Origin of the sequence: Methyloligella halotolerans (genome assembly GCF_001708935.1) — a bacterium.
Taxonomy (GTDB): Bacteria; Pseudomonadota; Alphaproteobacteria; order Rhizobiales; family Methyloligellaceae; genus Methyloligella; species Methyloligella halotolerans.
The window spans coordinates 430,250-454,278 of sequence record NZ_MASI01000001.1 but is presented as its reverse complement, the minus strand read 5'-3'; the positions used below and the strand labels follow the sequence as shown (position 1 = coordinate 454,278).

Genomic DNA, 24,029 nt, shown 5'->3' with positions numbered 1-24,029 from the left:
GCTAGCCCGCCCGCAGCAGCCGGATCGCATCGTCCCGTTCGAAGAGATAGAGCAGGGTCTTCAGCGCCTGGGACCGAGGCTCCGATAGGGTCGGGTCGCGGGTGAGAGCCAGGCGTGCCTCGTCCCGGGCAGCCTCCAGGAGTTCCGTGTGCTCCGGCAGCCGCGCCAGACGAAACGCCGGCATGCCGCTTTGCCGGGTCCCCAATACCTCGCCGCCGCCCCGCAGCCGCAGATCCTCTTCTGCGATGACGAAACCGTCTTCGGTCCGCCGCATGACGTTGAGGCGCTCCTTCGCCGTCTCCGTCAGCGGCTGCCTGTAGAGCAGGATGCAGGCCGACTCCTTCGCGCCGCGTCCGACCCGGCCGCGAAGCTGATGCAGTTGGGAGAGACCGAACCGCTCGGCATGCTCGATGATCATGATGCTGGCGTTGGGTACGTCCACGCCGACCTCGATCACCGTGGTGGAGACGAGGATGGACAATTCGCCGGCGGCGAACCGTCCCATAACCTCATCCTTCTCCTTGGCCTTGAGCTGGCCGTGGATCAGTCCGACATGATCGCCGAAGATCTTCTGGAGCACCGCGAACCTCTCCTCCGCCGCCGCGATATCGAGGGTCTCCGACTCCGCCACGAGCGGGCAGACCCAATAGACCTGGGCGCCGTTGGCCACCGCCCGCTGCGCGCCTTCGATCACCTCGGCCAGCCGCTCGTCAGGCACCGTGCGGGTCTTGATCGGCGTGCGGCCCGGCGGTTTCTCGTCGAGCTTAGAGACATCCATTTCCCCGAAATTCGTGAGGAGGAGCGTGCGCGGAATGGGCGTGGCCGTCATGACCAGAAGCTCCGCGCCGGCGCCCGTGCTTTTCCCCTGGAGGGCGAGGCGCTGATGCACCCCGAAGCGGTGCTGCTCGTCGATCACGGCCAGCGCCAGATCCTTGAAGTCGACGCCCTCCTGGAACAGCGCATGGGTGCCGATCAGGATATCGATCTCCCCCGCACCGAGCCGCTCGAGCAGGGCTTGCCGGGTCTTGCCCTTTTCCCGCCCAGTCAGGATCTCCACCTTCAGCCCGGCCGGTCCCGCGAAGCCTTCCAAAGTCTTCGCATGCTGCCGGGCCAGGATCTCCGTCGGCGCCATGAGCGCGGCCTGACCGCCGGCCTCGATGGCGGCCGCCATCGCGAGCAGGGCCACGATCGTCTTGCCGCTGCCGACATCGCCCTGGAGGAGCCGAAGCATGCGATGGCCATCGGCCATGTCGCCGTCGATCTCCGACAGGGCAAAACGTTGGGCGCCGGTGAGCTCGAAGGGTAGGGCGTCCAGGATCTTCTTTCGGATATGACCGTCGCCCCGGATCGACCGCCCCCGCGCTTTCCGGATGCGCTGGCGTATCGCGGCCAGCGCGAGCTGGTTGGCCAGCAACTCGTCATAGGCGAGCCGCGCGCGAGGCGGAGCCGTTGCCTCGAGGTCGGCAAAGCTTGCCGGACGATGGCTCGCCAGCAACGCCGCCTTGAAACCGGGCCAGCCGTTCTTCTTCAGCCAAGCCGCGTCGATCCATTCCGGCAAGGACGGCACGCGACCAAGCGCCTGATCCATCAGCTTTCGCAGCAGGCCGTTGCTCAAACCTGTCGTCAGTGGGTAGACCGGCTCGACATCCGGTAGATCCGTCCCGTCCGCCCGCGCCACGTAGTCCGGATGGGGCATCTGGAGGTAGCCGTCATAGGCTTCGACTTTGCCGGAGATCAGCCGCTCTTCGCCGACGGGAAGCGTCCGCTGTAGATAGGACCGGTCGGCATTGAAATAGACCAGCTCCACCGCGCCCGTGTCGTCCTCCACCAGAATTCGGTAGGGCGCACGTCCCCGGCGGAAGCGGCCTTGGACCCCGGGGCGGTGCTCGGCGATACGCACCTTGAGAGTGGCGAGCTCTCCAATGCGGGCTTCTGAGATCGAGCCGGTCATACGCCGGTCGACGCCGCCAGAGGGCAGATGCAGCAGGAGATCGACGAGATAGAGCGCCTCCGGCTGGCGCTTGGGGCGCAGCAGGGTCTTCAAAAGCCCGGCGATGCGCGGCCCGACCCCCTTCAAGCCGGTCAACGGCGCGAAGAGCGGCGCCAGCTCGGCGGGCCGCGTAGAGGCTAATCGTCGCTCGGCCATGTTTCCGATGCCCAAGGCAGGGGGCGCAGCTTGACAGAACTGGGCCGGCCCGGCACTTAAACCTCCCCCGAGACAGTGCCCCGCATGCCACTCGCGCTTCGGTCCGCAAACGGAAGTGCAGAGGCCTCGGGACATTTGTTGATGCACGCAATATGCCGGGGATTCGGCGCGTCGCGAAAGCCTTGCCGGATGAAGCGGGCGTGTCGGCGCATTCGAAACCTCAACGGGATTTTTCGACGATGTCCGATTCCCAGCTGGACCTTCGCCGGCGCCGCGCGCTCTACCGGGCGACCCATCGCGGCAGCAAGGAGCTGGATTTCCTTCTCGGCCGCTACGCCGCCGAGACCATCCCGGATATGGCATCCGACGATCTGGCGGTCATGGAGCATTTGATCGAGGCGCCGGACCCGCTGCTTGCCGAGTGCATCTATGAGGGAACACGCCTAGGCGAGCCGGGGCTCGACGAACTGATCGGACGCATGCGGCGTTACCACGCTTCAAGGACGCCACCGCGGAAGACGAAAAGAACATCTGAGGCGAACAGACTCCATCGTGGCGAAAGATCCATCTCTTCTATCCACCCCGGTTCAGGGGCTCCTTTCCGGCAAGCCGGTGATTGCCGGGGGCGTTCCGGAAGGCGTCGACGCCATGCTGCTGGGCCAGCTCGCGCGCGATGCCGGAAAGGCGGGGCAGTCACTCCTGCATGTGGCGCGCGATGCCCAGCGGATGACGACGCTTGAGAACGCGATCGAGTTCTTCGCCCCCGATGTGGAGCAGCTCAGCCTGCCGGCGTGGGACAGCGTTCCTTACGACCGCGTGGCGCCCAATGGCGACCTGGTCGCCCAGCGCATCCTGACCCTCGGCACGCTTGCCAACCGGGACCGGAATGAGAAGCGGCCGCTGATCGTGCTCACCACAATCAACGCGCTGCTGCAGCGGCTTCCGCCGCGGAGCTTCATCGAGAATTCCGTGCAGCACCTGAAGCCCGGTCAGAGCGTCAATATGGCCTCCCTGGTCGAAGGGTTGGAGATGTCCGGCTATGTCCGCTCGGGCACCGTGACCGATCCCGGCCAATACGCGGTACGCGGCGGCATCCTCGATCTGTTCCCGCCGGGCGGCCAAACGGCGCGGCTCGACTTTTTCGGCGACACGCTGGAGACCATCAAATGCTTCGACCCCGAGACCCAGCGCTCGACAAAGCAGCTGACTGAGCTCGTGCTCCGTCCCATGAGCGAGCTGGCACTGACCGAGGAGACGCGCCGCGCTTTCCGCCAGCGCTATATCGAGCTCTTCGGGCCCGTCACCAGCGAGGATCCCCTCTACGAATCCATCTCGGCGGGCCATCAGCACCAGGGCATGGAGCACTGGCTGCCGCTCTTTCACGACCGGCTGGAGACTGTGTTCGATTACGTGCCGGACGCCGCTCTGAGCCTCGATCCGCTGGTGGACGACGCGAAGGAGAAGCGCCTGGAGCAGATCCAGGATCACTACGAGGCCCGCGAGCAGGCTCTCGAGCGCAAGGCCTTCGGCGCGACTCCGTATAATCCGGTGCCGCCGGAGAGCATGTTTCTGACCGAGAAGGACTGGACCGCGGCGCTCACCGGTCGATCCGTCGTCTCACTTTCCCCCTTCGAGCGCCCCGAAGACGCGAAAGGCGAGGTCACCTCGTTCGGCGGCCGCCAGGGCCGGTCCTTCGCGGCCGAGCGCAAGGCCGAGAACGCCAATGTCTTCGATGCCGTCGTCGCCCATATCCAGAAGCTGAAGACCGAAAAGAAGCGTGTCCTCGTCGCCTGCTGGACGCCGGGCGCCCGGGAACGCCTTGCCACGCTTCTGGAAGAGCATGGCACCGGTAAGGTCCGCCATATCGACCATTATCCCGAGATCCTGACCGTTCCGCGCGACATTGCCGCCTTCGCCGTGTTGCCCCTGGAGACGGGCTTCGAGACCCCGGACCTCGCGGTCATCGGCGAGCAGGACATCCTGGGCGACCGCCTCGTCCGCCGCACCCGCCACAAGAAGGGCGCCGACGTCCTCACCGAGGCGTCGAGCCTCAGTGTCGGCGATCTGGTCGTCCATGCCGATCACGGTATCGGCCGTTTTGCCGGCCTCACCGCCATCGAAGCCCTCGGCGAGCCCCATGATTGTTTGGAGCTGACCTATCAGGGCGGCGACAAGCTCTATCTGCCCGTCGAGAATATCGATCTCCTGACCCGCTTCGGCTCGGAGGAGGCGGGGGTGCAGCTCGACAAGCTCGGTGGCGTGGGCTGGCAGTCCCGCAAGGCCAAGCTCAAGAAGCGCATCCGGGACATCGCCGAGAAGCTCATCAAGGTGGCCGCCCTGCGGGAGCTGCGCACGGCGCCGGCCATCTATCCGCCGGAAGGCCTCTATGACGAGTTCGCCGCGCGTTTCCCCTATGAGGAGACCGAGGATCAGGCCAACGCCATCGAGGCGGTGATCGACGACCTGCGCAGCGGCAAGCCCATGGATCGTCTGATCTGCGGCGATGTCGGCTTCGGCAAGACGGAGGTGGCGCTGCGTGCCGCCCTTATCGCGGTTCTCGCCGGCAAGCAGGTGGCCGTCGTGGTGCCGACCACGCTTCTGGCCCGCCAGCACTACGCGACCTTCGTGGAGCGTTTCCGCGGCTTGCCCGTGAAGATCGCCCAAGCCTCGAGACTGGTGAGCCAGAAGGACATCAACGAGACGAAGAAGCTTCTGAAGAGCGGCGATATCGACATCGTCGTCGGAACCCATGCGCTGCTCGGCACATCCGTCGACTTTGCCGATCTGGGCCTTCTGATCATCGACGAGGAGCAGCATTTCGGGGTCGGCCACAAGGAGCGGTTGAAGGCGCTTCGCGAGGACGTCCACGTCCTGACGCTCACCGCCACGCCGATTCCGCGCACCCTCCAGCTGGCCCTGTCCGGCGTGCGCGAGATGTCGATCATCGCGACCCCGCCCGTGGACCGCCTCGCGGTTCGCACCTATGTGACGCCGTTCGATCCCATGATTCTGCGCGAGGCCCTGTTGCGGGAACGCTTCCGCGGCGGCCAGACCTTCTATGTCGTGCCACGCGTTTCGGATCTCGACGATGCCGAGGCATTCCTCAAGGAGCACGTGTCCGAACTGAAGATCGGCCGCGCCCATGGCCAGATGGGCTCCAAGGAGCTCGATCAGGTCATGAATGCCTTCTATGACCGGCAATACGACGTGCTGCTCTCCACCACCATCGTGGAGTCGGGACTGGACGTTCCCTCGGCCAACACCCTGATCGTCCATCGTGCGGATATGTTCGGGCTGGCCCAGCTCTACCAGCTGCGCGGCCGGGTCGGCCGGTCCAAGATCCGCGCTTATGCCTATTTCACCACACCTGCGAACAAGCATCTGACGCCCACGGCCGAACGCCGCCTGAAGGTGCTGCAATCCCTGGATAGCCTAGGAGCCGGCTTCACCCTCGCAAGCCACGATCTCGATATCCGCGGCGCGGGAAATCTCCTCGGCGAGGAGCAGTCGGGTCATATCCGCGAGGTCGGCTACGAGCTTTACCAGAGCATGCTGGAAGAGGCGATCGAGGCGCTGAAGGGCGGCGACGGGATGCTCGTCGAAGAACAATGGTCGCCGCGCATCAATCTCGGCACCTCGGTTCTCATCCCGGAGCCTTACGTCCCGGATCTCCAGGTCCGCCTCGGTCTCTATCGCCGGCTGTCCTCGGCCGACGACGCCCAGAGCATCGATGCCTTTGCCGCTGAGATGATCGATCGCTTCGGCCCGCTGCCGGACGAGGTCCGCCACCTTTTGGAGGTCGTGGAGATCAAGCGTCTATGCCGCCAGGCGGGCGTGGAGCAGATCGATGCCGGCCCGAAGGGCGCGGTGCTCTCTTTCCGGAACCAGAGCTTCGCCAATCCCGAGGGGCTCATCGCCTTCATCGGCAAGGAGGGCGTCGGCGTGAAGCTGCAGCCCGACCATAAGCTCGTCTATTACGAAGACTGGCCGGAGCCGAAGGACCGGCTGGACGGCGCGCGGAAGCTCCTGGCCGAGCTGGCCGAAATCGCAAGCCGGGGCAAGAAGGCCGCTTAGGCCGCACAGGCGGGGAAATGACAGCGCCCGGGTCCGATGCCGGACGCAAGAGCGCTGCAGAAAGGTTTACGAGACCTGCTCGGCGGTCTCCGACGCATCCACCCAAGGGTCCCTCTCATCCGTGAGATGGGCCGCCAGACGCTCACGCATCACACGCCCGTCCGGCCGGCGGGGGATGCGGGGCACCTCGATCACGTCCTCCGGCATCTTGTAAGACGCGACCTGACGGCTCTTCAGGAACCAGTGGAGCGAGCTGCGGCGCACCGACTGCCCGGGCTTCGCCACGAGAGCGGCGCAGACCCGCTCGCCGAGCACGGGATCGGGGACCGCGAAGCAGGCCGCGTCCTCGCAGGCAGGAAAGCTGCCATAGAGACGGTCCAATTCGCTCGCGGACACGAGGACGGCGCCGAGATGGATCAGCTCGGGATCGCGCTTCAGCCGGAGCAGCGGTTCGGGCGCAGGCTCAGGGAGGCAGGGGATGCCGGTGCCAACGAAGCCGCGCCCATCGGGCGTGATGGGCCCATGGCCGTGACCGCACGCCACCGCGGGTCCCCTGAGCAGGAGCTCGGCCACCTCGGCATTGTTGCTCTTGCTCAGAGCGGTCTCCACGAAAACGACCCCTTCCTTCTCCGGCGCGGCAAGAGTCAGCTTGCCCCGCGGCAGAAGGCTCGCATCGGCGCCGTCCATATAGGTGAGCAGCACGCAGGCGAGATCGCCCAGCGCGTGAACGTCGAATAGGATCGGCGAGAAGCCGCCGAAGCTCGGAGCGGGGGCCGACGCGCGGCAGGCATGGATGACCCGGCCGATGCGCTTCAGCGACATGGCCTGCTTGACCGTGAGCCGCTTGGAGAAGGCGCTCAAGACCGGGGCCGGCAGCGCCGTGACGGTCGCCTGAGCCTCGCCGACCTGCTGCGCGAAGACCGCGGCGTCGAAGGCGTGGTGCTGGATCAGCACGCCACCCGAAACCAGCCACGGCATCAGTCCGAGGGTGAGACCGGTCGGCCCGCTCAACGGGAACGCATTGAGAATGCGATCGTCCGCATTCAGCCCCAGGGCGAGCACGGTCATGGCGCCCTGGGCCAGTAGCGTCTCGCAACTATGGGGGACGGGAAGCAGCGGATGGCCGGGCCGGGCCGTGAATGTGATCAGAGCGGGCGCGTAGGAATGATGCTCGGCAACGGGGCTCGCATCTCCGTCGGCATCATCCTCGGAGAACACCCGGCCGAGATCGGCGATACCGTCGGGGAGGCCGGGCCCGAAGCCCGCCACCAGCCGCACGCTGAAATGCATGGCAGCCGTCTCACGGAGAATCTCGGTCACCGTGCCGTCCCCGGTCGTTCCGGCGCCTATCAGAGCCGCCGGGTCGAGGGTGGCGCAGGCCTCCGCCACCTCGGTCTTGTGCCAGAGATGGGGAAAGGCCGCGACGGTGAGGCCGCTTCGCCATGCCGCCAGATAGATCAGAACCGTCTCGGCGACATTGGGCATCTGGACGCCGACCGTGTCGCCGGGCTCCAGCCCGTGATCGGCGAAGAAACGACAGAGCGCGTCAATTGCCCGGTCGGCTTCGCCATAGGAGTAGGTCCTGCCTGGCTCCATGCCGAACGCGGCCCGGTCGGCCCGGTCGGCCAGCGCAAGCGCCTGTGGACGACGCTCAGCCCGCTGACGGAAGAGCGTGCTTCCGGCCAGGACCGGGCTCTCGTTGCGTCCCGCCTGTGCCGCGTCCGGGGCGTTCTCCGAAGGCGCCTCGCTCACTGGGCGCCCCCGGGCTTCGGCTCGGCCCACCATGTGTCGAGGATATAACCGAAGATCGGCACCTGCTCGGGCCGGTGCAGCCTCCGCCAATAGGCGACCCATTGCTTGGGCAGATGGAAGAGGGGGAGGACGTAGCGCCCGGACAGCAGCACCCGGTCGAGCGCCCTGACCGAAGAGACGAAATCCTTGTCGCTCTTCGCCCGCAGCAGGGCGCCGATCATGGCGTCCACGGCTTCGCTCTCGATACCAGGATAGTTGAAGGACCCGTCGGTCACGGCAGCCTCGCTCCCCCAGCGAAACAGTTGCTCGTTCCCAGGCGACAGAGAGACAGGCCAGTAATACTGGATCATGTCGAAATCGAAGGTCTGCTTCCGCCGCTGGTATTGTGCCGAGTCAACTTGCCGGATTCGCACGGCAATTCCTAACTGTTTCAGGGCTCTTGCATAAGTGAGCAGCAACCGCTCCTGGGGACGGGTTGCGGCCAGGATCTCGATGGAGAAGGGCTTGCCCGTTGCTTCGTTGATCAGCCGACCGTCCTTCAGGACGTATCCGGCCTCGCGGAACAGCTTCAGCGCGTTGCGGCGGCCGGTGCGGTTCTGACCGCGGCCGTCGCTTTCCGGCAGTGCGTAGGTGCCGTCCATGATGTCGGGCAATACCGCATCCGGGTAGGGCGCCAGCAACTCCTCCTCATGGAGGTCCGCCGGCCGGCCATGGGAGGAGAGATCGGACCGCGCGAAATAGCTCTGCGTGCGGTCGTATTGGCCGTGATAGAGGGTCCGGTTGATCCAGTCGAAATCGAACAGCTCGATCAACGCCTGCCGGACCCGGATGTCGGCGAATTGCGGCCGGCGGGTGTTGAACACGAGCGCCGACATGCCCGCCGGGACTTCGATGGGAAGCGCTTCCTTCACAACGCGCCCGTCGCGCACCGCCGGAAAATCGTAGCTCTCCGTCCACCAGGTTGGATCCTCCTCCTCGCGGAAATCGATCAGTCCGGATTTGAAGGCTTCGAGCATCGCTCCGGAGTCCCTGTAATACTCGATGCGGATCTCGTCGAAGTTGAACCGTCCCTTGTTCACGTTGAGATCGCGGCCCCAATAATCGGGATCGCGCTTATAGGTGATGCTCTTGCCCGCATCGACCGAGCCCACGACGTAGGGCCCGCTGCCGATGGGGATGTGCAGGCTGGTCGTCTCGAAGGTCTCCGGATCGACGAGATGGCTCGGCAGGACCGGCATCAGGCCCATTATGAGCGGCATCTCCCGGTCGGAGCCGTCCTCGAAGGTGAATTTGACACCGTGCTTGCCGACCTGCTCCGCCTTTGCGATTTTGGAATAGAAGGTGCGGTGGTTGGGCCGGCCCCGTTCGCGCAACACCTGGTACGAGAAGATCACATCCTTCGGCGTAATCGGGTGTCCGTCCGAGAATTTCGCCCTCGGGTTGAGCTGGAAGAGCACCCAGCTGCGGTCCGGCGGCGTCTCGATGGTCTCGGCGATCCTGGCGTAGAGGGTGAAGGGCTCGTCATAGGACCGCGCCATGAGCGACTCGTAGACATAGTCGAGCAGCCCCTCGGCGGCATGCCCCATCACGATCAGCGGCGTCAGGCTGTCGAAGCTGCCCCGTTCGCCGAGCACCAGCCGTCCGCCTTTCGGCGCATCAGGGTTCACATAAGGAAAATGGTCGAACCCCTTTTCCCGCAATGGTTCTCCGTGCATGGCAATCGCATGCTGGGGAGCCGTGGAGGAGGCTGCTTTCGCGCTCGGCATGCTCGCGCTGGCGGCAAGCGCGGCGACCACAATTAGGGCTTTAACAATCAAGCGGCCATGGCTATAGATGCGATGAAGGTCACAGCAACCGGTTGATTGCGCTTCGTATCGTGTCCGCCTGCAGAAGATCTGAAAAGGCCGCTGTGGCATTTCTGACACATTGCGCGGACAGTGACGCCGCAAAGTCTCTTGAATAACGGCTCTAGTCACGTCTACGCCTCAATTCGGGTATTGACCGTAAGAAAATCCAACGCAGGCGAAAGTTGGCCTCGAGCGGCAGGATGTTTGCCGCGGTTTCTGTCCTGCGAGATCAAGGAAAGGTTCGCTATGCTGTGGTCGAAAGATCAATGGAACAGGCTCCAAAGGGGCGTGCGGGGACTTCCGCTCCTCGTCGCGCTCGCCGGCACGGTTGCAATGTTCGCGCCCCCGGCTTCCGCTCAGGAGGCGCCTGCTCCTAACGCCGCCGCGCCTCAGCAGGGTGCAGCACCGGCACAGGACGCCTGGGTGAAGCTTTGCGAGAAGAACGCGCAGACCCAGGATAAGGAGATCTGCCTCACCCACCACGAGCGACTCGACGGCAATACCGGCATGGTGCTGGTGGCGGCGGCGATCCGCAAGGTGGAAGGTGAGGACACCGAGACGTTCCTCGTCCGTCTGCCCACCGCGATCGCGCTTGCCATTCCGGCTGGCGTGCAGATCCGCATCGATGAAGGCGAGCCCCTGCGGCTTCCCTACACGCTCTGCTATGCCACGAGCTGCCAGGCCGAGATGGAGCTGAAGCCGGAGCTTCTCAAGGAGCTTCGTGGCGGCAAGCAGCTGGTCGTCGCCGCGGTCAATCTGCAGCGCAAGGCCATCGGCTTCCCGGTTCCCCTCGAGGGTTTCTCCAAGGCCTATGACGGCGAGCCCGTCGATAAGGCGAAGTATCAGGAAGCCCGCCGCCGGCTGATGGAGATGATCCGCAAGCGTCAGACCGAGCTCGCCAACAAGGCGGCTGAGGCTGAGGCCGAGAAAGAGGGCGGCGGAAACGGCGGTGGCGCCAGTTCGGTTGCCCCCAAGACGGCCGTCCCGGTCGAGTAGCATCGCCGATCCGGTCCCATAGGACTGAGGGTCGCGAAGAAGAAAAGCGAAAAGGGCCGCCGGAGCATCTGCTCGGCGGCCCTTCTCGTATCTGGGACAGGGAAGCGGGCTCCGAACTCTTCGAAGCGCCTGCCGTCCTAATGCTCCTGCAGGAACCGGAAGCGGAACACGCCGTCCTGCAGATCCTCGAATAGCTCCGAGACTTGCGAATGGCGCAGCGGCTCGTCGGACTCGTCAGGCATGAGATTCTGCTCCGAGACATAGGCGATGTACTCGGTCTCGGCGTTCTCGGCGAGCAGGTGATAAAAGGGCTGCTCCTTCGAAGGACGCACGTCCTCCGGGATCGACTGATACCATTCCTCGGTATTGTTGAACGCCGGATCCACGTCGAAGATCACCCCCCGGAACGGATAGATCCGGTGGCGCACCACTTGTCCGATTTGATATTTGGCATTGCCGACGACCGCCATGGCAGGTCCCCTCCGATCGGAGTTTCAAGGCGATGATGATCGCATCGAGTTTAAACTGTCAATTGTGGGAAGTGCCGCAATAGCACTTCAGAACCAACGTCTGTTGGACCACATAAACTGTTCGGGATGCTCCCGAATCCAACCTTCGAAACAGCGCTGGATGGCCGCCGTGATGTTGCGGATATCCTCCGCTTGATTACGCGTGCGGGGCACGTGCAGCTCATTCACGTTTACGTCAAAGACAGCCCGATTCCCGATTCTCACGCAGCGCCCGATCCAGATGCGGGCGCCCACGCGCCGGGCGATCATGGCCGCGATCGGCATGCTCTTGGCAGGGTAGCCGAAGAACGGCACCTCGACACCTTGGCGGTCGTAGAGATCGGAGATGAAGCCGAGCCGGCCGCCCTGGCGAACATAATCCATGATCAGGCGCGCAGTCTTCTGGCCCTCCTGGGTGCCGTCGGCCCGGCCGCGCCCGAACAGCCCGCCCGGATAGAGCGCCTGACGTTGTGACCGGAGGTAGCGGTCGACATACGGGTTCTTCACCAGACGGTAGACGCCGGCGGGACGGACACCCGCGAGGGTCACCGGCCACATCCCGATTTCCCAGTTGCCCATATGCATGGTGACGATCAGCACCGGACCCATCTTCTCCCGGTAGCGCTCGATCACATGGCCGTTCGTGACGTGCAGCCGGTCCGGTTGCTGGATGATCCGGTCGATATTCATGGTCTCGGCCATCACCCGGCCGAGATTCTCCCACATGTCGCGCGCGATCGCCTCCCGCTCTTCCTTCGTCTTCTCCGGAAAGGCGATCTCGAGATTCATCATCGCGCGCTTGTGGCGCTTGTTGTACGGGCCGAGCAGCCGCCAGGCCTTGCCCGACAGCGTGCCGGCGAGGTCGATCGGGAACAGCCGCACGAAGCCGATCAGCCCCCGCAGAACGGCGTATTCGGCGAGGTAGCGGATCTTGCGCGGCAAAGGAATTTGCGACGGGTCGGCCACAAGGACTCCTATCGATCGATGCTCTTTAGAGAGGATCCCCGCGCACCGGATCTGCAGGCGGGAAGCATTCGGCGCGCTTCCGTGGCAGCTAGGGCGGTGCGCGTCAAGCCTGCCAAACGGCGCAAACCGGCAAATCGGCGAGTGATCCTCAGGCCTGGCTCTGCATCAGCGGCGGCAACGGGGTCGGCGGCGCGATCCCGGCCCGCATGGCGAAGCGGCGCAGCATGGGAAGGGATTTCAAGCCCCGGAGGATTGCGCCGCGGGCGGCTTGGGCCGGTGGGAAGCGCGTGATGAGCGAGCGGTTGAGGAGATCGACGCCGATGGTCCGGCTCATCACATCCATCTGCCGTGAGTCCCCATAAGCCAGCAGAACGGGCCGCGCGCCCGCATCACCCGATCCTTCGAATACCGGTCGCAGACGTTCGGCGAGCCACCCCGCATCCCGGAAACCGAGATTGAGTCCCTGAGCCCCGATCGGCGGCAGGATATGGGCAGCCTCGCCGACGAGCGCCGTACGCGGTCCGGTCAGTGTCCGGGCGGTCATTCCCGCCACCGGAAAGGCCCGGATCTCGCCGACATCGCTGATCGGGCCGGTGAGGGCGCCGAGATGGGATTCCAATTCAGCGGCGAAATCGGCGCGTGACAGCGTAACCAACCGCTCGGCTTCGTCTTCCTCCACCACCCAGATCAGGCTGGACTCGTTGGCGTCGGGCAGGGGCACGGTGGTCAGGGGCCCCGACGGCCGGTGAAACTCGGTCGAAATCTGCTCGTGGGGCAGGCTGTGCCGGAAACGGGTCGCAATCGCCTTCTGCGGATAGCGCCATTCCTGGACCGGAATCTCGGCTGCTTTCCGGCAGACCGAGTTCCGTCCATCGGCCCCGACCACGAGCTTCGTCATGATCTCGCGGCCGTCGGTGCAGACGAGCCGGGCATGGTCTTCGGCGATATCAATGTGCGAAACGCTGCCTGCGGCCACCGGCATCGCCTGCCGGGCCTGTTCGTAGAGTGCCCTCACGAGCACCGGGTTCGGGATGTTGTAGCCGAAGGCCGGCAAACCCAGCTCCGAAGCCCGGAAGACGACATCTGGCGCGGCGAAAAAGGGGCTGGCCGAGTCGACAATACGGATTCCCTCCAGCGGTGCCGAAACGGGGGCGAGCCCGGGCCAGATTCCGAGCTGCTTCAGCAGAGCGATGGAGCTGTCCATCAGCGCGGCCGTCCGCGTGTCTCCGGCAGCCGCGGTTTCGTCCGGAGCGGGTCCCACCAGACCGATCTTGGCGCCGGTGCCGCGCGCCACATAGGCCAGGGCGAGAGCCGTGACCAGGCCCGACGGACCGGCGCCGACAACGACGGCGTCGAAGACGGCAGGCGAGTCGGCCGCGGCCGCGCTGTGAGAAGAGGGGTCGCTCATGGGTCCAGTTTCGCACCGGGATTGCCCGTTTGGAAGCGCACAATCCACCGTATGGCCGGACTCCCCGCATGAATCGGTTGATATTGTTGGGCAAACGCGCCGGCACCATTGCCGACTTTCCCACGGTGTCTGAAAGTCGTATGAGTCCCTCGTAATATACAGGAGGGAATAACGATGACGCTCAGGATTCGCGCCGGTCTCGCCGCGGCTGCGCTTGTGCTTTTCGGGACGGTCCTAAGCCAGCCCATCCGTCTGGCGTCTGCACAAGATGCAGGACCCACGGTCTTTGCGGCCGCGAGCCTCAAGGATGCTCTCGATGCCGTCAACGCGGCCTGGACGGAAGAGACGGGCCACAGTGCCCGCATTTCTTATGCGGCCACATCGGCCCTGGCGAAGCAGATCGTCGAGGGCGCTCCCGCCGACATCTTCTTTTCGGCCGATCAGGACTGGATGGATTTCGTGGAGAAGGCCGGAAGGGTCGAGGAGGGGACGCGCACCGATCTGCTCGAGAACGCCATCGTGCTGATTGCGCCGAACGGGTCCGATGTCTCGACGACGATTGTCCCCGGCTTTCCGCTCGTGGAGCTCCTGGGAGGCGGACGTCTGGCCATGGCGAATGTCGATGCGGTCCCTGCCGGGAAATACGGCAAGGCTTCGCTTCAATCGCTGGAGGTTTGGGACGCTGTGAAGGACCGTCTGGCGCAGGCCCAGAACGTCCGTGCCGCCCTGGCTCTCGTCGCCCGCGGAGAGGCCCCTCTGGGCATCGTCTACCGCACCGATGCGAAGGCCGAGTCGCGGGTTCGCATCGTTGGAACGTTCCCTCCCGGATCCCACCCGCCGATCGTCTACCCGATCGCTCAACTTACGGATGTAAGCGCCTCAACGGCAACGGAGTTTCTAGACTTCCTGCGGGACAGGCGGGCCGCGGAAATCTTCCGAGCGCAAGGATTTGGCGTCGTTCCCGAAAGAGAGGAAGACGGCGACAAAAACCTATGAGTACCAGTAGGTTATAGGCGTTTCGTCACAAGTGTAATGCAGCTGTCTGCGTATCGCCGCGCGAGGACTCGCGCCTGGGCGCCATAACACGCGTGGCCTCCATGCAACAGTTCCAGCCGGAATCTCGGACCGAGATTGAACTGTCATGAGCCTGTCATCGCTCGAGAAATAGAAACGACCCATTCGCTGCCTGCGGAACGTGCCTTCGAAACGGGCACTTTGTGCAGTGCCCAGCAGGGAAGCTTCTAAGTCTCTGAAAGACAATGGGAAAAGAAGCGTGATTACAGAGGAGTCGATTATGATTGGGGGACTGGGAAAAATGAACCGCATGCTGCTTGCCGGCGTGTGCGCCGTGGCGCTTCTTGCCACCGGCGTCACCGCAGCCAAAGCCGGCGACGACGAGGATCTTGACCTCAAGGTCAAGTGGAAGGGCGCGCCCGAGTTTTCGAACAAGGACGGCTCGTTCAAGTTCAAGATTCGTGGTCGCATCATGGGCGACTACGACAATGTCGATCAGGATACGGCGATCACCGGAGAGCCGGATATCAGCGGCACCGAGCTGCGCCGCGCCCGCCTCGGCGTCGAAGGCGTCATCATGACGAACTTCAAATATAAGTTCGAAGTCGATTTCGCCGGAGACGAGGTTTCCACCAAGGACGCCTACGTGGCCTGGGCCAACTGGGCACCGGTCGAGAAGTCCGAGGTCCGCGCCGGTAATCAGTACGTCTACAGCTCCCTGGAGCAGGTGACGAGCTCGCGCTTCATCACCTTCAACGAGCGCGCGGCCTTCATCGACGCGTTCTTCCTGGAGCGCCAGATCGGTGTCGGCGTCCTGCTCGGCGACGACCACTGGTCCTTCCAGACCGGCTACTACGGTGCGCCGCCGGATGAGCAGGGCGATTTCTCCGACGACACCTCGGCCTTCACGGTCCGCGGTACGGTGGCGCCCATCAACACCGACACGACGGTCCTGCATGCCGGTGCGAGCTATCGTCACCGTGACGCCGGCACCAGCCGCGACACCGGAACGGCCGAGCTCTTCCAGTATCGCGCCCGTCCCGACAACCACCTGGCCGATCGCTTCATCGAGACCCCGAACTTCGCTTCCGGCGACGACATGTTCGTCCTCGAAGGCGCGGCCGTCTTCAAATCCTTGTCGGTGCAGGGTGAATACGCCCAGCTGGAAGCCGACGATGCGCTGGCGGGCTTCAACCCGACCTATAACGGCTACTACATCGACGCGAGCTGGTTCATCACCGGTGAAATGCGCAACTACGAAGCCGACTCCGGCGAGTTCGGCCGCACCAAGGTGCTCAACCCCGTCACCGACGGCGGCTGGGGTGCCTGGCAGATCGCCGGTCGCTACGACGTTCTCGATCTGAGCGACGGTAGCGGCGCCATTCCGGGCTGCACCGAGTGCGGCGAGCAGAAGACCTGGCTCATCGGCCTGAACTGGCTCACCACCGACTACACCGCCCTGAAGCTGCAGGTGGCTCAGGCGGAGATCGATGGCGGGGCTAACGACGGTGCCGAGATCACCTCGGTCGGCCTGCGCGCCCAGATCGACTGGTAACACCAGCCGGCAAAGAACGAGAAAGAACCCCACCGAACGAAAAGACGAACAGTCCCTGACCCTCCGCCGTCCCCGCCACGGGACGGCGGTTCTTTTTCGTGGAGCTCTCTTTTAGCCGGGAGCTCGGCCGTTGGGGGATAGCTGGTCGAACGGGGGGAATTGAGCTCGAGACGAAGGAGCCGCTCCGACTGGGGCGGCTTCCTTGCGTTTTTGACCTAAGAAATTGGCCGGAAACCGTCCTTTCGCGGCCCGACGTTGCGGATTTGCCACGAACATCGCGAAAATCGCAGGGATTCCCGTCCGTTAAGCCTCACGCAATGCCGTTCAACGAGGCTTTTGCCTCAAGCCGTGCTATGTTCGACGGCAGAACGGGGAAGGACGATGGGAAAGGGATCTCTCACTATCGCTGCGTCGACGGCGTTCCTGTTTGCAGGGGCAAACGCCGCGTTCGGCTTCAACGAAGTCGAATCCGCGCCGCCTCCCAAACCGCCGGCCGACATTCGATCGGAAGCCGCCAAGGCGCCCGGGCTGAGCGTTGCGCCCGCACCGTCGGCCGCCGAGCTCGGCACGCCCATGGCCGCCGATGCGACCCAGGGCAACGACGTTCAGATCTTCAGCTTCGGCGTTCTGCCCAGTCTCGACTTCGGCCTCGACGTTCTCTACGGCCATTCCGACGATCCGGCCCTCGATCCAGCCGGTAAGCCCGACGAGGTGGACGATATCGGCGTCGTCGGCACGGTGAAGCGCCGTTTCTAGAATGTCCTGATGCTGCGGGCCGCCGCCGTTCACATCCTCACAGCGAGCGGCGCCTGCCTCGCGCTGCTTGCGCTCCTGGCCGCCACCCAGGGTCAGTGGCAAACGATGTTCATTTGGCTCGGTGCGGCGCTCGTCGTGGACGGGATCGACGGTCCCCTCGCGCGGCGCTTCGGCACCAAGGAGCATCTCGCCCGCTGGAGCGGCGACGACCTCGACAATATCGTCGACTATCTCACCTATGTGCTGGTCCCCGCCTTCGCCCTTGCCATGTCGGATCTCCTGCCAGCCGGCACGGGGCTCGCCGCGGCCTTCGCCATCCTCCTGAGCAGCCTGTTCCATTTCTCCGACACCGAGAGCAAGGCGGCGAGCAACGAGTTCGTCGGCTTTCCCGCCGTCTGGAACGTCGTCGCGCTATACCTGTTCGCCTTCGGCCTGGCCCCAGTCGCCAATCTCGTGATTGTGGTCGTATTGGTCGTCCTCACCTTCGTCCCGACGCCCTACGTGCATCCCTTCAGGAGCACGCGGCTCCGCCGCATCAGCATCGCCATAACGGCACTCTGGATGTGTGCGGCGGCGGCAAGCCTGGCCTTTCCGTTCCCGTCGCCGGGCTGGCTGCAGGGCCTGCTGCTGGCGGCGGGCATCTACTTCGCGGTGGCCGGCTTCCTCACGCACCGGTCGGGATGAAGCTTGCGGCCCTGTGTTGCCGCGATGTCATGTCGCCGGAGCGAGTTGATGGGCGGCGACCTTCGCCGTAGACCTTGCCGTGCCGGTGCATTATTAGCGGTGCGGCAATCACTCTCGGGAATACATCTCCTGCTTCGCGAATGTTCGACTGGCTGACCGACCCGCACATCTGGGCGAGTTTCATCGCGCTGAGCGCCATGGAAATCGTCCTCGGCATTGATAATGTCGTTTTCATCTCGCTCATGGTCTCCCGCATGGAGGAGAGCCGGCGGCTCATGGCGCGCCGCGTCGGTCTCCTGCTGGCCTTGGTATTCCGGATCATCATGCTGGCGGGCATTGCCTGGCTGATCCACTTCACCAAGCCTGCCTTCAGCGTGCTCGGTCAGACCTTCTCCTGGCGCGATCTCATCCTCATCGCCGGCGGCCTCTTCCTCCTGGTGAAGGCGACCCGAGAGATCCATCACGACATCGAGGATGCGAGCGAAGAGCCGAACGCGAAGCCGGTCGCCGATTCCATGACATCGGCGATCCTGCAGATCGGCCTCATCGACATCGTCTTCTCGGTGGATTCCATCATCACCGCCGTCGGCATGGCCGACCATGTGGGGGTCATGATTGCCGCCGTCATGGTGGCGATCGCCGTGATGTATTTGGCCTCGGAGCCGGTGGCGGAGTTCATCGAGCGCCATCCGACCACCAAGATGCTCGCGCTATCCTTTTTGATGCTGATCGGCGTGGCCCTGATCGCCGACGGATTCCACTTCCACATCCCGCGCGGCTACATCTATTCCTCCATGGCCTTCGCCGCCCTGGTGGAGATCATCAACGTCGTCGCCACGCGCCGTCGCAGGGCGCGCCGGAAGCGGTAGTCGGGGTGGTCGCGGAGCGCGATTAATGTCCCGCTAACCGTGCCGCAACTTGGCCACTCAACCACCTTCCGGAAGCCCCAAATCGACCAATATTCTAGCGTCCCTTAGCGCTCAGCAAAAAGCGCCACAAATTTTCGAGATCCAGGGACGCATCGTATGAAATTCCAGGGACGCATCGTATGAAATTCAAGTCTCTCCTTTTGGCCGGCTGCGTTGCGCTTGCCCCGGCTGCGGCCGTCGCAGGCGGCAACAGCCTGGCGGGCGACGAGCTCCGCTCCGCCGTCAGCGGCAAGACCGTCTATCTCCGCATCTCCGGCTTCGAACTGCCGATCCAGTATTCCGCCGGCGGGTCCATGCGCGGTCGCATGGGTTCCGTGGCTGCCAGCTTCGCAGGCGGCGAGAGCCCGACCGACACCGGCAAGTGGTGGGTGAAGGGCGATCAGCTCTGCCAGAAGTGGAACAGCTGGATGGATGGCCAGTCCTACTGCTACCGGCTCACCAAGACTGGCTCCACCGTAAGCTGGGTCCGCAATGACGGACGTTCCGGAACGGCTCGCATCAGCGGCTGAGCGCTTCTAAGCGTCAGACGTTGAGCTTCTTGTTAAGAGAGCCGTCCCATAACAGGACGGCTCTTTTTATTTGGGTGGGGGGTCCACCCGCTGCGCACACTAAGATTGGGTTGCTGTCATGCTGTCACTCGCCTCGCTTCCAGATTTGTCCCTCTTCGTTCTCGACGCCACGACCATGACCATGGTGACGGCAGGCGGCCTCGCAGTCCTTCTGATGGCCCATGCCGGCGGGCGGGGTTGGACAAGGGCCTTCGTGCGCGACAAGCAGTGCGGGCAGACGATGGGCCAGAGTAATTTCTCGACGGATACGGAGATTGGGAGCGTGAAGACGAAGCGTGAGCTGCCGACCCTTCAGGAAGCGAACTCCATCGGCGATCTGGACCGGCTGTTCCGGCAGATGGCGAAGCCGTACAATCAGAACGAGACCTACCGCCGTTTCATCCAGCGCGCCGGTCTTGAGCTGCGTCCCCAGGAGCTGTGGCTCCTGAACCGGCTGAGCGTGATCGTCGGTGCCCGGTCGGAGCATCTGGCGGAGGCCCTGCGCCATCCGCAAGAGCGCCTCGTCGCGCCGCTGGCATCCCTGCAGCGCCAGGGGCTGGTGTCCGGCGGCGACGACAGCCTCACGGTTACGGAGGAGGGGCGCGCGGTGCTGATCAAGATCGAGCGCGCCCGGACCGATTCCCTGACCGAACTGTTCAGCGAATGGGCGCCCGGCGGTCACTACGAGATCCAGCGGATCCTCGACAAGTTCACGAAGACCCTGAGCAAGACGATGCCGCCCGAGGAGGAAGTCTCCGAAAGCGCCTGAGCGCTACGGGCGAAGCCGGGCAGGGCGCAGCTTAGCGCTTGCCCTTCGCTTTCGCCTTCATGGATTCGAGATCGAGCGTCCGGCGAGGCTTCGGCTTCGCCGGACGTTTTTTTGGCTCGGTCTCCGGCGGCTGGACGATCTTGGCCCGGCCGGCCGTCAGCGCCCTCAGATGATCCCGCCGTGCCGCGGGCCGCGCCTGGCGCAGCTCCTTGTTGTGAGGATCCATCTTGTTGAGCAGGGTGCGGATTTCCGCGTCGCTCATTCCGTCGATGATGGAATCGAAGGCGGAGGGACCGACGGCCTTTTTCACGGCCCGCACGGAATCGAGTTCGGGCTTCGCCTTGATCTGCTTCACCACCAGACTGCGCGCCTGCTTATCGGCATCCGGCTTGATGTCGGAGAAGACCTTCGAATTTCCCGAAATCTTTCCGAGCACATTCAGCCCGTTCAAGCTAACCGCCATGGACAGCCTCCTTGGTTTCCTTCGCCAGGGCCTCGAGCACCGGCAGCACCTCCGGCCCCCACTTGTTCGTGAAGGTCGGCTCCGAGCCCGTCCGCCCCAACGCTTCGGCGATGCGGGTCCGCTCCGGAATCTGGGTCTTGAAAAGCTTGAACGACGGCTCTGACTTGTACCGCTCGTTGTACATCTCGTTCGCGTAGCGGTGATGCTCCCGGGTCTCCCGCTTGCGGGTGATCAGGACGCGGGGAATGACGCCTTCCTTCGCGACGCCCTTGCCGTACCGCGTGCCCTTCCAGACGCTGTTGCAGAAGGCCTGCAATCCCGCGGTGGAGAGAAAGTCCGGAATGGTCGGCACGATCACCAGGTCGGCGATACGTAAGGCGGCTTCAGTAATCGCCGAGATGCCCGGCGCGCAATCGATGATGATGTAGTCGAAGCGGCGGCTAAGCTTGTCGAGCTGGTTCTCCATTAGCCGGGCGAGACGCGAAATCACCGCGTTGAGCCCGAGGCCTTTCCCCGTCAGCGCCACCATGATCTCCCGTTCCAGCAGCCGCAGTTCCGGACTGGACGGGAGGAGGGAGACGTTGAGCGGTTCGGCGCCCTGACTGACGTCGGAAACCCCTCGTTGGATGCAGTCGGCGAGCTCCAGCTTCTTCTCGCCCAGGTAGTAATCGTCCAGGAAGCCGTCGATCGTCCGCTTGTTCTCGATCAACTCCGACAGCGTGGCATCGCCGGCGAGCACCAGGGAGGCGTTCGCCTGGGCGTCCACGTCGATCACCAGAACCCGGGCATTGTCGGTGGCCGCCAGCGCTTCGGCCAGCATGGCAACGGTGGAGGTCTTGCCCACCCCGCCCTTCATATTGGCCACGGCTATGATTTTTGCTGCCATTCGAAGCCGCCTCGCTTCCGCACGACAAAATGTATCTGGATGCAAGTCTTACCGGGAATCGGCCGTTTCTTCCAGCCACGCCCGTTCTGGCCGGGATAAACCGGGCCCAAAATGTTGACTCCTTTTCTCAACAATCTTAACAGTCGTTAACGCATCCGCTTCGTGCATTGCAGAGTGGCCTTCGAAATCGGGGGATTTTGAGGGACTTAACACCGGGCCGGTCTATCGGCCGTGGGGATTATTGGGGGACATTCGTGACAGGCAGCAGCCTCTGGCGGCGCGGCCCGCTTGCGCTCATCGTGGTCGGCATTCTCTTCGCAGGGGGAGCCGCTTTCGCTCAGGAAGAAGGCGCGGACACCGATAGCGATATTGTCGAGCAGGAAGATACCGCGAGCGATGTGGAGAACCCGGACGCTCAAGAAGAGCAGCCGAGCCTCCAGGAGGAAGAGGCCGAGACGGATAGGGGTGCAGAAAGCAGCGCCGCCGATCACGAGCTTCCGGAGATTACGGTCCAGGCCCCTTACGAAGCGCCCGCTGCCCGGCCGAGCCCGGCCCCGGCCACCACGTCGCAAGCGTCTGCTCCGGCACGGATCGAGAGCGATGCCGAGCTCCAAACGGCCCCGTCCGCAGGCAACGTCGAATCCGCATGGGGCCCGGTGGACGGCATCGTGGCTACCCGCAGCGCGACCGGCATGAAGACCGATACGCCGATCATCGAGATCCCACAGTCCGTCTCCGTCATCAGCGCCGACCGGATCGAGCAGCTGGGCGCCAACACCCTGAACGAAGCGGTGAACTACACCGCCGGTGTGCGCTCCGGCATCTACGGCGTCGACTCCCGGTACGACTGGCTCGCCATCCGCGGCTTCGATGCCTACTACCCGGGTTTCTATTTCGACGGTTTGTTCGCCCGGAACAACAACACGTGGTCCACCTGGAAGGCCGAACCGTATGGGGCCGAACGCATCGAGATCCTGAAGGGGCCGTCCTCGGTCCTCTATGGCCAGATGAATCCCGGCGGCACGGTGAACTACGTGACGAAGCGGCCCATCGACGAGGAGTTCGGCGAGGCAGAGATCCAGGCCGGAAACGATCAGTGGGTGCAGGGTAATTTCGACATGGGCGGCCGCGTCACCCAGGACGGCAAAGTGCTTTATCGCCTGACCGGTCTGGCACGCAGCCATGGCAGCCAGGTTGATTTCGTCGATGGCGACGACTTCTACATCGCTCCCGCCGTGACATACCGGCCGAGCGACGCCACGGAGATCACGGTGCTGGCCCATTACCTGAAGAACGACACGGGCCTCAGCACCCAGTTCCTCCCCGCGCAAGGGACGCTGCTGCCGAATCCCAACGGCAAGATCCGGCGCAGCTTCTTCGGCGGAGAGCCGAACTACGACAATTACAATCGGGAACAGTGGGCGGTCAGCTACTTCCTGGAGCATGACCTCAACGAAACCTGGACGCTCCGTCAGAACGCCCGCTACGGGTCGCTCGATACGGGTCTCAACCAGGTCTACGGCACCGGGCTCGATCTCTCCGATCCCAGCATGCGCCGGATGAACCGCGCTGCGTTCTATTCCTATGAGGACGTGAACCAGTTCGTCATCGACAACCAGGCCCAAGCAGATTTCGCCACGGGCGGCATCGAGCACACGTTGCTGATGGGCGTGGACTATCAGAACAACAAGTTCGATCAGCGCTCGGGCTTCGCCGCCACGACCTCCATCGACATGTACCGGCCCGATTACGGCGGCTTCGATGGCGTGGATCCGGCGCCGTTCAACGTCTCCGATACGACAATCGAGCAGACCGGCCTCTACATCCAGGACCAGGCCAAGATGTTCGACCGGCTGATCCTCGTGGGTGGCCTGCGCTACGACTGGGCCAAGATCAACGTCGACGATCAGCTCTTCGGGGCAGATTCCACCCAGCACGACGATGCCCTGAGCTGGCGCGTTGGAGCCGTCTACGAGATGGACGGCGGCTGGGCGCCGTATTTCAGCTATTCGACCTCGTTCCTCCCGGTTTCCGGCGTGGATCCGTTGACCGGGCAGTTCTTCGAGCCTGAAACGGGCCGGCAATACGAGGGCGGCCTGAAATATCAGCCCAACGACAATCTGTTGATGACCTTCTCCGCCTTCGATATCCGCAGGCAGAACTACATCACCAGCGACAACAACTTCGTCCAGAGCCAGGTGGGCGAGATCAAATCAAGCGGCCTGGAGTTCGAGGCTACCGCCGAGGTGGTCGAAGGGCTGGACGTGATCGCCGCCTATACGTGGCTTCCGGACTTTGACATCGAGCAAAGCTCCGATCCGGCGGAAGTGGGCAAGCGCGAGCCTATCGTGCCCGAACACATGGCGTCACTCTGGGCTCACTACCAGTTCCAGCAAGGCCAGCTCGAAGGCTTCGGCTTCGGAGGTGGCGTCCGCTACACCGGCGAGACCTATGGCGATATCGCCAACAGCGCCCTCATGACCGTGCCGTCCTACACCCTGTTCGACGCCATGGTGGACTACGAGACCGAGAAGTGGCGCTTCGCCCTGAACGTCCAGAACATCGAGGACGAAGAGACGCTGTCGTGCTGGGACACTTGCTACTACGGCGCCGGGCGGACCGTCATCGGCAGCATCAAGCGACGCTGGTAGTGCGTGAGGTTGCGCTGAAAAGAGACTGACTTTGCTCAAGCTTCGAAAACTTGACTCTCGAAGTCATCAATCTTAA

The 24,029-nt window shown here is 64.0% G+C and carries 19 protein-coding genes; 11 read left to right on the top strand and 8 right to left on the bottom strand.

Annotation, left to right across the window (positions count from 1 at the left end):
• Position 1: 1 nt before the first annotated feature.
• On the bottom strand, positions 2-2,146 hold the full coding sequence (gene recG / locus A7A08_RS02265) for an ATP-dependent DNA helicase RecG (protein WP_069093896.1): 2,145 nt from the start codon (positions 2,144-2,146) through the stop codon (positions 2-4).
• A gap of 152 nt (positions 2,147-2,298) precedes the next feature.
• On the opposite strand from recG, the gene A7A08_RS15390 reads away from it, so the two are divergent.
• Positions 2,299-2,886, top strand: a complete 588-nt coding sequence (locus A7A08_RS15390) for a succinate dehydrogenase assembly factor 2 (protein WP_083226370.1) — start codon at positions 2,299-2,301, stop codon at positions 2,884-2,886.
• Positions 2,795-6,220 carry a transcription-repair coupling factor gene (gene mfd, locus A7A08_RS02255; RefSeq protein WP_083226369.1) on the top strand — a complete coding sequence of 1,142 codons (3,426 nt, stop codon included), beginning with the start codon at positions 2,795-2,797 and terminating at the stop codon, positions 6,218-6,220. Before A7A08_RS15390 ends, mfd begins: the two co-directional genes overlap by 92 nt.
• A 66-nt stretch (positions 6,221-6,286) precedes the next feature.
• On the opposite strand, the gene A7A08_RS02250 is transcribed toward mfd, so the two are convergent.
• Positions 6,287-7,972, bottom strand: coding sequence for an AMP-binding protein (locus A7A08_RS02250; RefSeq protein WP_069093894.1), 1,686 nt, complete (start codon positions 7,970-7,972; stop codon positions 6,287-6,289).
• A complete protein-coding gene (locus A7A08_RS02245) occupies positions 7,969-9,687 on the bottom strand; it encodes an extracellular solute-binding protein (RefSeq protein ID WP_141693801.1) in 1,719 nt (572 codons plus the stop codon). The genes A7A08_RS02250 and A7A08_RS02245 overlap by 4 nt, the downstream gene beginning before the upstream one ends.
• A gap of 378 nt (positions 9,688-10,065) precedes the next feature.
• On the opposite strand from A7A08_RS02245, the gene A7A08_RS02240 reads away from it, so the two are divergent.
• Positions 10,066-10,815, top strand: coding sequence for an invasion associated locus B family protein (locus tag A7A08_RS02240; protein WP_069094276.1), 750 nt, complete (start codon positions 10,066-10,068; stop codon positions 10,813-10,815).
• Positions 10,816-10,952: 137 nt separating this feature from the next.
• On the opposite strand, the gene hspQ is transcribed toward A7A08_RS02240, so the two are convergent.
• The 3 genes from hspQ to A7A08_RS02225 all read right to left on the bottom strand — a co-directional run bounded on the left by hspQ (position 10,953) and on the right by A7A08_RS02225 (position 13,698).
• Positions 10,953-11,285, bottom strand: a complete 333-nt coding sequence (gene hspQ / locus A7A08_RS02235) for a heat shock protein HspQ (RefSeq protein WP_069093893.1) — start codon at positions 11,283-11,285, stop codon at positions 10,953-10,955.
• A gap of 87 nt (positions 11,286-11,372) precedes the next feature.
• Positions 11,373-12,290, bottom strand: a complete 918-nt coding sequence (locus A7A08_RS02230) for a lysophospholipid acyltransferase family protein (protein WP_208430554.1) — start codon at positions 12,288-12,290, stop codon at positions 11,373-11,375.
• Positions 12,291-12,438: 148 nt separating this feature from the next.
• Entirely contained in the window at positions 12,439-13,698 is a 1,260-nt protein-coding gene (locus A7A08_RS02225) for an FAD-dependent monooxygenase (protein ID WP_069093891.1), read from the bottom strand.
• A 174-nt stretch (positions 13,699-13,872) separates the two neighbouring features.
• On the opposite strand from A7A08_RS02225, the gene modA reads away from it, so the two are divergent.
• From modA to A7A08_RS02190, 7 genes are all read left to right on the top strand, one after another.
• Positions 13,873-14,694, top strand: coding sequence for a molybdate ABC transporter substrate-binding protein (gene modA, locus A7A08_RS02220; protein WP_069093890.1), 822 nt, complete (start codon positions 13,873-13,875; stop codon positions 14,692-14,694).
• A 319-nt stretch (positions 14,695-15,013) separates the two neighbouring features.
• Positions 15,014-16,267, top strand: coding sequence for an OprO/OprP family phosphate-selective porin (locus A7A08_RS02215; protein WP_069093889.1), 1,254 nt, complete (start codon positions 15,014-15,016; stop codon positions 16,265-16,267).
• Positions 16,268-16,648: 381 nt separating this feature from the next.
• Positions 16,649-17,023, top strand: coding sequence for a hypothetical protein (locus A7A08_RS02210; protein ID WP_069093888.1), 375 nt, complete (start codon positions 16,649-16,651; stop codon positions 17,021-17,023).
• A gap of 9 nt (positions 17,024-17,032) precedes the next feature.
• The gene (locus A7A08_RS02205) at positions 17,033-17,707 is read left to right on the top strand and encodes a CDP-alcohol phosphatidyltransferase family protein (RefSeq protein WP_069093887.1); all 675 of its coding nucleotides are present in this window, start codon (positions 17,033-17,035) and stop codon (positions 17,705-17,707) included.
• Between the two features lie 140 nt (positions 17,708-17,847).
• A complete protein-coding gene (locus tag A7A08_RS02200) occupies positions 17,848-18,576 on the top strand; it encodes a TerC family protein (RefSeq protein WP_069093886.1) in 729 nt (242 codons plus the stop codon).
• Positions 18,577-18,755: 179 nt separating this feature from the next.
• Entirely contained in the window at positions 18,756-19,145 is a 390-nt protein-coding gene (locus A7A08_RS02195) for a hypothetical protein (RefSeq protein WP_069093885.1), read from the top strand.
• Positions 19,146-19,263: 118 nt separating this feature from the next.
• Positions 19,264-19,953, top strand: a complete 690-nt coding sequence (locus A7A08_RS02190; protein ID WP_069093884.1) for a hypothetical protein — start codon at positions 19,264-19,266, stop codon at positions 19,951-19,953.
• A gap of 31 nt (positions 19,954-19,984) precedes the next feature.
• Here A7A08_RS02190 and A7A08_RS02185 read toward each other — a convergent pair whose 3' ends face one another.
• Positions 19,985-20,416, bottom strand: coding sequence for a hypothetical protein (locus A7A08_RS02185; protein WP_141693800.1), 432 nt, complete (start codon positions 20,414-20,416; stop codon positions 19,985-19,987).
• Complete coding sequence (locus tag A7A08_RS02180) at positions 20,406-21,302, bottom strand: ParA family protein (protein ID WP_069093882.1); 897 nt, start codon at positions 21,300-21,302, stop codon at positions 20,406-20,408. Before A7A08_RS02180 ends, A7A08_RS02185 begins: the two co-directional genes overlap by 11 nt.
• Before the next feature lie 254 nt (positions 21,303-21,556).
• Between A7A08_RS02180 and A7A08_RS02175 the strand changes: the two genes are divergently transcribed.
• Positions 21,557-23,953, top strand: coding sequence for a TonB-dependent siderophore receptor (locus tag A7A08_RS02175; RefSeq protein WP_083226364.1), 2,397 nt, complete (start codon positions 21,557-21,559; stop codon positions 23,951-23,953).
• Positions 23,954-24,029 lie beyond the last annotated feature (76 nt).